This window comes from Tropicibacter sp. S64 (genome assembly GCF_049803835.1).
Taxonomy (GTDB): Bacteria; Pseudomonadota; Alphaproteobacteria; order Rhodobacterales; family Rhodobacteraceae; genus Pacificoceanicola.
The window spans coordinates 1-7,460 of record NZ_JBNAGK010000031.1 but is presented as its reverse complement, the minus strand read 5'-3'; the positions used below and the strand labels follow the sequence as shown (position 1 = coordinate 7,460).

9 protein-coding genes are annotated in these 7,460 nt (G+C 65.9%); all 9 read left to right on the top strand.

Annotated features, from left to right (window positions below):
• Window positions 1-275: 275 nt before the first annotated feature.
• Window positions 276-965 carry a hypothetical protein gene (locus ACP159_RS25500; protein WP_425102478.1) on the top strand — a complete coding sequence of 230 codons (690 nt, stop codon included), beginning with the start codon at window positions 276-278 and terminating at the stop codon, window positions 963-965.
• Between the two features lie 74 nt (window positions 966-1,039).
• A complete protein-coding gene (locus ACP159_RS25495; protein ID WP_425102488.1) occupies window positions 1,040-1,222 on the top strand; it encodes a hypothetical protein in 183 nt (60 codons plus the stop codon).
• Window positions 1,215-1,415 carry a helix-turn-helix transcriptional regulator gene (locus ACP159_RS25490; protein ID WP_425102487.1) on the top strand — a complete coding sequence of 67 codons (201 nt, stop codon included), beginning with the start codon at window positions 1,215-1,217 and terminating at the stop codon, window positions 1,413-1,415. The genes ACP159_RS25495 and ACP159_RS25490 overlap by 8 nt, the downstream gene beginning before the upstream one ends.
• Window positions 1,412-3,715 (top strand): phage/plasmid primase, P4 family, encoded by a 2,304-nt coding sequence (locus tag ACP159_RS25485; RefSeq protein ID WP_425102486.1) that lies wholly within the window; start codon window positions 1,412-1,414, stop codon window positions 3,713-3,715. The genes ACP159_RS25490 and ACP159_RS25485 overlap by 4 nt, the downstream gene beginning before the upstream one ends.
• A 457-nt stretch (window positions 3,716-4,172) precedes the next feature.
• A complete protein-coding gene (locus ACP159_RS25480) occupies window positions 4,173-5,375 on the top strand; it encodes a site-specific DNA-methyltransferase (RefSeq protein WP_425102485.1) in 1,203 nt (400 codons plus the stop codon).
• On the top strand, window positions 5,372-5,581 hold the full coding sequence (locus tag ACP159_RS25475) for a DUF7220 family protein (RefSeq protein WP_425100246.1): 210 nt from the start codon (window positions 5,372-5,374) through the stop codon (window positions 5,579-5,581). The genes ACP159_RS25480 and ACP159_RS25475 overlap by 4 nt, the downstream gene beginning before the upstream one ends.
• Window positions 5,581-6,120 carry a phage terminase small subunit P27 family gene (locus ACP159_RS25470; protein ID WP_425102428.1) on the top strand — a complete coding sequence of 180 codons (540 nt, stop codon included), beginning with the start codon at window positions 5,581-5,583 and terminating at the stop codon, window positions 6,118-6,120. The genes ACP159_RS25475 and ACP159_RS25470 overlap by 1 nt, the downstream gene beginning before the upstream one ends.
• Before the next feature lie 75 nt (window positions 6,121-6,195).
• A complete protein-coding gene (locus ACP159_RS25465; protein ID WP_425102429.1) occupies window positions 6,196-6,906 on the top strand; it encodes a recombinase family protein in 711 nt (236 codons plus the stop codon).
• 201 nt (window positions 6,907-7,107) lie between these two features.
• Window positions 7,108-7,460, top strand: a 353-nt coding sequence (locus ACP159_RS25460; protein ID WP_425102484.1) for a P27 family phage terminase small subunit, incomplete at its 3' end; no start/stop codon positions are given.

Below are 7,460 nucleotides of genomic sequence, written 5' to 3'. Positions count from 1 at the left end.
GACTGGCGCTGCACCTGCTGCGGCAAGCTGCTTGGCCGTATCGAGAACGGCCGTATCCGCATTCTTGTTTCGCGGAGCCATCCGTACCTGGTCAGTGCGCCGGTGACGTCGGTGTGCCGCGGCTGCGGCGCGCTGAACGAGCTGACGCGGCTGCCGTGATCTGACGGGCGGTCGGTTTTCCGGCCGCCCCTTTTCCATTCCTTTCCAGAGGCGCGCGACGCCCGAACCCGGCCCGATGAGAGGCGCGAGATGCCCGGCCCCAGACCCGGCATCTCATGTCCTCGAACTGGTCCGCGCTCTACGCGCGCCTTGTCCGCTCGGTGAACCGGCATTCCCGTATGATGGCTTTCTCCGAACTTTTTCCAGCCGAACATCCCCCTTCTGGCTTCCGCGATCCGGCGCGCATGCTGGACTGGCTGCATGGCCGCTGCGGGGATCGGGACGCACGGAACGCCGTGCTGTCGCGATTGCTGGGGTACGCATCCGGCCGTGCCCACACCGACCTCGCTGTCGAACTGCTCATCCTCGCGCTTTGGCCCGGGCTCAGCGTCATCCGGCGCCGACTGCTGCCGTTTCGGGAGACCGCTGTTCTGGAGGCCGATCTGCTCGCGCAGGTCACGGTAACCATCCGCCAAGCACACCCGAGCCGCATCATTTCGGTCGCCGCCACGCTACTGCGCAATGTCGAGCGTGACCTGAGACGGGCGTACCGAAAAGAGGTGCCAGGCCTCACCAGGGCTGAACTGGCAACCGAGCTCACCCTGCGCGTCGCAACACCGGATGACGCGGAAGCCATCCTGAAGGCGGCACAGGCCGAGTTCGGTGCCGATGGTGTTCTCGTGGTCGCGGTGCATGTCGCCGGGTTCAGTCAAAAGGACGCCGGGGCGCGGCTGGGCCTGAGCCATGACGCCGCTCGCAAACGCTGTCAGCGCCTCCTGGTGAGGCTGAAAAAAGAAAACCCGTGATGTCCCAATCCGGCCTCACGACCGGCTTTCCCAGTTCAGGCAGGCAATCCCGCCTGTCGTCTGGAGAGAAGCCGATGATCCCTATGGACGAAGAATACGAGCGGCTTCCCGGGCTCTACGGAGCCTGGGACTTTGCCATGCTGCTCGAAGATGGCCGCAGCTACCGCATCGAGGACGGCGGCCGCACGGCCGATGGTCAGGCGCTGTTCATGGTCTTCCTGCGCCCGCGTATCTGCGAGGAAGCATGCCATGACTGAGCCGATGATGACCCAAAGGAACCTCGCGACACGCTGGCAGCTCACCATCCGCACCTTGGAGCGGTGGCGCGCCGATGGCTGCGGTCCGGCCTGGGTGCAGATTGGCGGGTCGATCCGCTATCGGACGGACGACGTGCTGGCCTGGGAAGAGGCGCACCGGACCGAGCCCGGCGGCGAGGGAGCGGGCGCATGACCGGGGTGATGACGACTACCGCGACGCTGGATGCGGCTCTGGACTACGCGCGCCGTGGCTGGTTCATCTTTCCGCTGCAGGCCGGAACCAAGGGTCAGAACGCCGATGGAACACCCTCCCACCTGCTCGCTCGGGGGCACAGGGATGCCTCGGACGAGGAGGCGCAAGTGCGGGCATGGTGGACCCGATGGCCCGACGCCAACATTGGCCTGAACCTCGCCGCGTCCGGTCTCGTGGCGATCGACGTGGACGCCTACAAGGCGGATTGCGCCTGGGAGACCTTCAGGGACGGTCGCACCTTGCCCCTGACGCGCGTTCAACGCAGTGCCCGCGGCGGTGTGCACTACATCTTCCTCGCGGAGGACGGCAGGCGCTATCCTGGGCGGCTGTGCGATGGCGTTGATGTCAAGCACAACGGGTACATCCTGCTTGCGCCCTCCACCTTCGATGGGAAGCCCTATCGCTTCGAAACCGACGCGCCTCCCGGACCCGCCCCAGGCTGGTTTTGGGAGGCGAAACCACAGGTATCCGAGAAGAAACAGGCAGCACAGCTGAGCCCGGGGAATGCCAGCATTGCCATAAATCCGGACCGGCGGGCTGATGTCGCGGAGGTGGAGAGCCTGCTGTCCTACATCAACCCGGATGCTGACGGCTACCATGCCTGGATCGAGGTGTTGCAGGGCTTGCACGATCACTTCGGCGGGAGGCCGGAGGGCTTGTCGATTGCGGAACGCTGGTCTGAGCGCGGCTCCAAGTTCACGCCCGGCGAAGTGGCCCGGAAATGGCAGGGCTTCACCGAGGGCGGCGGCGTCACGTTGCGCACAATCGCCCATCGCGCGCGGATGAATGGTGCGGACATCTCTGCAATTGCACGGCGCCAGAACGAGGAGCACAGGATCATTCGGCAGCCTGCAGACGATGATGACACCCCGGACCTGTCACATGACCATCTGGCCCTCGACCTGGGCGAGCGCAGCTGGAACGCCTCGGCCCGCCATGTCGCCCTCTGGGGCAAGTGGTTGTTCTGGACCGGAACCCACTGGCAACGGGATGAAAAGCTCGAGCACCTGACCCGAGGCCGGGAATTCCTGCGCAGTCGTGCCTCGGAGTTGATGCGATGGGCCGAAAACAGGGTCGCCGAGATGTCGGCGCGTGGCGACGCAACCGGGGCCAGTAAGCTGATGAAATCGGCGAAGGAGCAATCCCGGTCGCTGCGCAGCAAGGCAACCCTCGTGGCCGTGACCGATATCGCCCGGGCCAACCCGCGCAGTGCCGCCTCGCATCTGGATTTTGACAGCGACCTGCTTCTGCTCGGCACACCGGGCGGGACCGTAGACCTGCGCACAGGGGAGCTGCGGCGGGCCTCGCGAGAGGACATGATCAGCCGTTTGACGCATTGTGCACCGGCGGCCGCGGGAACACGGCCGAAGCTGTGGTTGCAGTTTCTGTCCCAGATCGTCGACGGCGATACCGAAATGACCGCCTTCCTGCAGCGGGCCGCGGGCTATGCGCTGACCGGCTCAACGGCAGAACACAAGCTGCTCTTCCTCTACGGGTCCGGGCGCAACGGCAAGTCGGTGTTCCTCAACACGCTGCTGGATATCTGGGGCGACTATGGCCGCCGCGTACCGGCGACGACCTTCCTGCACTCGACGACCGAGCGGCATCCGACGGATATTGCCGGGCTGCAGGGCGCACGTCTTGCGGTGGCCTCAGAACTGCCGCGTGGCAAGACCTGGGACGAGGCTGTCATCAAGGACCTGACCGGGGGTGACCGGATGTCGGCCCGCTTCATGCGGCAGGACTTCTTTGAGTTCGATCCGCAGATGACCCTGATGATTGCCGGGAACACCCAGCCCTCCTTCCGGGGCGTGGACGAGGCAATCCGGAGCCGCGTGGTGCTTGTGCCGTTCACGGTGACCATCCCAGCCGAGAAACGCGATACCGCCCTGCCGGACAAACTGCGCGCCGAAGCGCCCGCCATTCTGCGCTGGTGCATCGACGGCGCGCTGGACTGGCAGAGACAGGGGCTCGCAGTACCTCCATCGATTGCTGCGGCATCGAAGGCGTACTTCGACGAGGAAGACACGGTCGCGCAATTCCTCGAGGACGAGACGTTTGCCGACCCTCACGCCATCGCGCTGACAGAAACCCTGATCACACGGTTCAACGGGTGGTCTGAGCGCCAGGGTCTCGGCTCCTGGGCCAAGCGAACGCTGGTGAAGGAGCTGAAAAATCGCGGCTACACGGACACCAAAACGAACGGCCATCGTGGGCTGCGCGGGCTCAGATTGAAGTGAAAGGGTCAAAAAGGGTCAAAAGAATGACTATCCACCGTAGGGCAAATTCGGAAAGGTATACGGTAGATAATGGAAAAACTGTCCCTGTTTGTCCCTTTGGGCGGTCCGAGTGATTTTGGCGCTCATTTTGTCTCCGACTTTCTTTTGAACCGGGTCGTTCGCGAGGCATCCATTCACCCCCGCGGCCGCCTTTCCGTGGCCGTCCGTTTCGACAAGCGCCCGGACTTTCGCGGCAAGGGTTGGGTGCCTTGCGCCAAGCCTCCCTTTAGCGGTGTCGGCCCGTGTCGCCGTCTGGCGAAAACTGTCACAATTACAATGGGATAGACCCTGTGCTAGACTGCCCGGGAGGCAGGCGAGGACCGCAATCCAAATGAAAGGCGGGGTCATGGCGAAGCGGGCGGTGGATGGGTTTGATGGGCAGGAGGCCCCTGGCGCAAAGGCTGTCGCGTGGCGGGCGGTGGCTGATTTGATCCCTTACGCCAACAATGCGCGGACCCATTCGGAGGCGCAGGTGGCGCAGATTGCCGGGTCGATCCGGGCGTTCGGGTTCAACAATCCGGTGCTGGTCGATGGCGGGAACGGCATCATCGCGGGCCACGGGCGGGTGCTGGCGGCGCAGAGGCTGGGGCTGGAGCGCGTGCCGGTGATCGAGCTGACCCATCTGAGCGATGCCCAGAAGCGCGCCTACATCCTCGCCGACAACCGGCTGGCGGAACAGGCGGGGTGGGATCGGGCGTTGCTGGCGCTGGAACTGGGCGACCTCGCGGCGCTCGACATCGACCTTGGCAGTCTCGGCTTCGATGGCGCGGACCTCGATGCGTTGCTGGGCCACGGCACAGGCGATGCGCGGGAGGAGGAGACGCCGGAGCCGCCGTCCAATCCGGTGTCCAGACTCGGCGACCTCTGGCAGCTCGGGTCCCACCGGCTGCTCTGCGGGGATGCCACGGACGGGGCGGCGGTCGCGCGTCTGCTTGGTGGGATACAGCCGCACCTGATGGTCACGGACCCGCCTTACGGCGTGGATTACGACCCCGCCTGGCGCAACGAGACCGGCGCTGCGAAGACCAAACGCACGGGCAAGGTGCTGAACGACCACCGGGCCGACTGGCACGAGGCCTGGGCGCTGTTCCCCGGCGATGTGGCCTATGTCTGGCACGGGGCGCTGCACGCGACCACGGTGGCGGAGAGCCTTGTCGTCTGCGGCTTCGAGATCCGCAGCCAGATCATCTGGGCCAAGGAACGGTTGGTGCTGTCCCGGGGGCACTATCACTGGCAGCACGAACCGTTGATCTATGCCGTCCGCGGCAAGGGGCACTGGACCGGCGACCGCAAACAATCGACGCTTTGGAGCATTGCGAACCGCGATCAGGACGCCACCACCGTGCATGGCACGCAGAAGCCGGTCGAATGCATGCGGCGGCCGATCCTGAACAATTCCAGCGCCGGTCAGGCCGTCTACGAGCCCTTCGCCGGGTCGGGCAGCACGCTGATCGCCGCCGAGACCACGAAGCGGGTGTGCTACGCCATGGAACTCAGCCCGGCCTACGTCGATGTGATTATCCAGCGTTGGCAGGGGTTTACCGGCAAGCCCGCCGTGCTGGACGGCACCGGGCAAAGCTTCGACGCCGTCACCAGAGATCGGGAAGGCATCGCCGCATGAGCCAGTCCCGCAGCCAATCCGCCCTCGAGGCCCTCGCCAATGTCGTCGTCGGCTATTGCACCGCCTTTGCCCTGCAAGTCGCGCTGTTCCCGCTGGTCGGCCTCGCCGCTGGGCTCGGACAGCATCTGGCCATCAGCGCGGGCTTTACGCTGCTCTCTCTCCTGCGCAGCTACGCCCTGCGCCGTCTGTTCGTCCGGCTGGGCTGATGCGGCGCGGACGCAAACCCTGTCCAAAGTCGGGCACCCTCGCGGAAACGCCGCTCAACGCGCCTCCTCGCTGCCCGGACCACCTCTCCCCCGTGGCGAAGAAGGAGTGGCGACGGCTGGCCACGCCGCTGCACCGCGCCGGCCTGCTGACCATCGCGGACCGTGCGGCGCTTGCGGCCTATTGCCAAGCCTGGGGGCGCTGGGTGGACGCCGAGCAACGCCTTGCTGACACCCCGGCGCTCCTGAAGACGCCGAGCGGCTATGTCCAGCAGTCGCCCTGGCTGACGATTACCAACAAGCAGCTGGAGCTCATGGGGCGCTACATGACCGAGCTTGGCCTGACGCCCGTGGCCCGGACCCGCATCGACATGCCGGTGAGCGGCGCGCCCGAGCCAGTCGACAAGATCCAGATCACGATCGTGGGCATCGATGAATTCGGACAGCGCTTCGAGAAGCCGATGGACGGCTGGAACCCGAAACCGCCCCGGACCGACAAGCCGAGGGAGCCGGTTCAGATTACCCTCGACAGGGATCTTTGATCTTTCGGGACTACACTTCGGAGCCCTGTCGAGCGACGTACAGACCTGCCAAACGAAGGTTACGCAGGTGTGTACATGGCCCGCAGCACTGCCCCAAACCGGCTCGTCGCCTACGAGCGCGTCTCCACCGCCCGCCAGGGCCGGTCCGGTCTCGGGCTCGAGGCGCAACGGGCTGCCATCGATGCCTTCGCCGGGGCGCGGTCGGCCGAGGTTCTCGCCCGCTTCACCGAGGTCGAAAGCGGAGGCCGCAACGACCGCCCGGAACTCGACAAGGCCCTCAGCCTCGCCCGCCTGACCGGCGCCACGCTGGTCATCGCCAAACTCGACCGCCTCTCGCGCAACGCCGCCTTCCTGCTCACCCTGCAAGCCAGCGGCGTCCGCTTCCTCGCCTGCGACATGCCCGAGGCCAACGATCTGACCGTCGGCATCATGGCCCTCGTCGCCCAGGCCGAACGCGACGCCATCTCCCGCCGCACCAAGGAAGCCCTCGCCGCCGCCAAGGCCCGCGGCGTCCGCCTCGGCAACCCCAACGGCGCCGCCGCCCTCAAACGCGCCGGCAAAGGCGGCACGGCGCTCCACGAGACCGTCCGCCACAACGCCGACAGCTTCGCCCGCGACCTCGCGCCAGTGATTGCCGCCCTGCAATCCGAAGGGCATACTTCGCTTCGAGCATTGGCCACAGAGCTCAACGCCCGCGGCATCCAGACCCGGAGAGGCGGGCGGTGGCATGTGTCGAACGTCAGGAACCTGCGCTCCCGGATCGCGCAGCTTCACGCCGTGACCTGACCTTCGGCCGGGTTCATCGACACAAACATTGGACAGGTCGGCCCGTGTCGGCATTTGTCGGAAACTGACAGGATTCCAATGAGCAAGCGTCTGGGGTATAGTTATTCCAACCCCCGGGGGTGGGTCTATCTTTGCACGTTCTCGACCGCGACCGGCGGGGGGAGCACAATTTCCAGGATGCCAGAATTCGAAGAGGGGGTCATGCGCGGACGCAAACCCAAACCCAGCGGGCTGAAGCTGGTCACCGGCACCGACCGCGCCGACCGTCGCAATCCGGGTGAACCCAGACCAGTGCCGCGCTGCCCGGACCCGCCCCCGCATCTGACGGCCGAGGCCTGCGCGGAGTGGATCAGGATCAGCCAACAACTCTGCGCCCTCGGCATCCTCTCGGAAATCGATCGTGCTGCCCTGGCGGCCTATTGCCAGGCCTACGGCCGCTGGGTCCAGGCGGAGACTGCCCTCGATCAGATGGCCACCCGAGACCAGCTGACCAAAGGCCTGATGATCCGAACCAAAGGCGGCAACGCCATCCAGAACCCGCTCGTCGGCACCGC

Excerpts from the sequence above, each read along its gene's own strand:
- ACP159_RS25485 (WP_425102486.1), top strand. The coding sequence starts at position 1,412 with ATGACCGGGGTGATGACGACTACCGCGACGCTGGATGCGGCTCTGGAC.
- ACP159_RS25475 (WP_425100246.1), top strand. The coding sequence starts at position 5,372 with ATGAGCCAGTCCCGCAGCCAATCCGCCCTCGAGGCCCTCGCCAATGTC.
- ACP159_RS25470 (WP_425102428.1), top strand. The coding sequence starts at position 5,581 with ATGCGGCGCGGACGCAAACCCTGTCCAAAGTCGGGCACCCTCGCGGAA.
- ACP159_RS25490 (WP_425102487.1), top strand. The coding sequence starts at position 1,215 with ATGACTGAGCCGATGATGACCCAAAGGAACCTCGCGACACGCTGGCAG.
- ACP159_RS25495 (WP_425102488.1), top strand. The coding sequence starts at position 1,040 with ATGATCCCTATGGACGAAGAATACGAGCGGCTTCCCGGGCTCTACGGA.
- ACP159_RS25500 (WP_425102478.1), top strand. The coding sequence starts at position 276 with ATGTCCTCGAACTGGTCCGCGCTCTACGCGCGCCTTGTCCGCTCGGTG.
- ACP159_RS25465 (WP_425102429.1), top strand. The coding sequence starts at position 6,196 with ATGGCCCGCAGCACTGCCCCAAACCGGCTCGTCGCCTACGAGCGCGTC.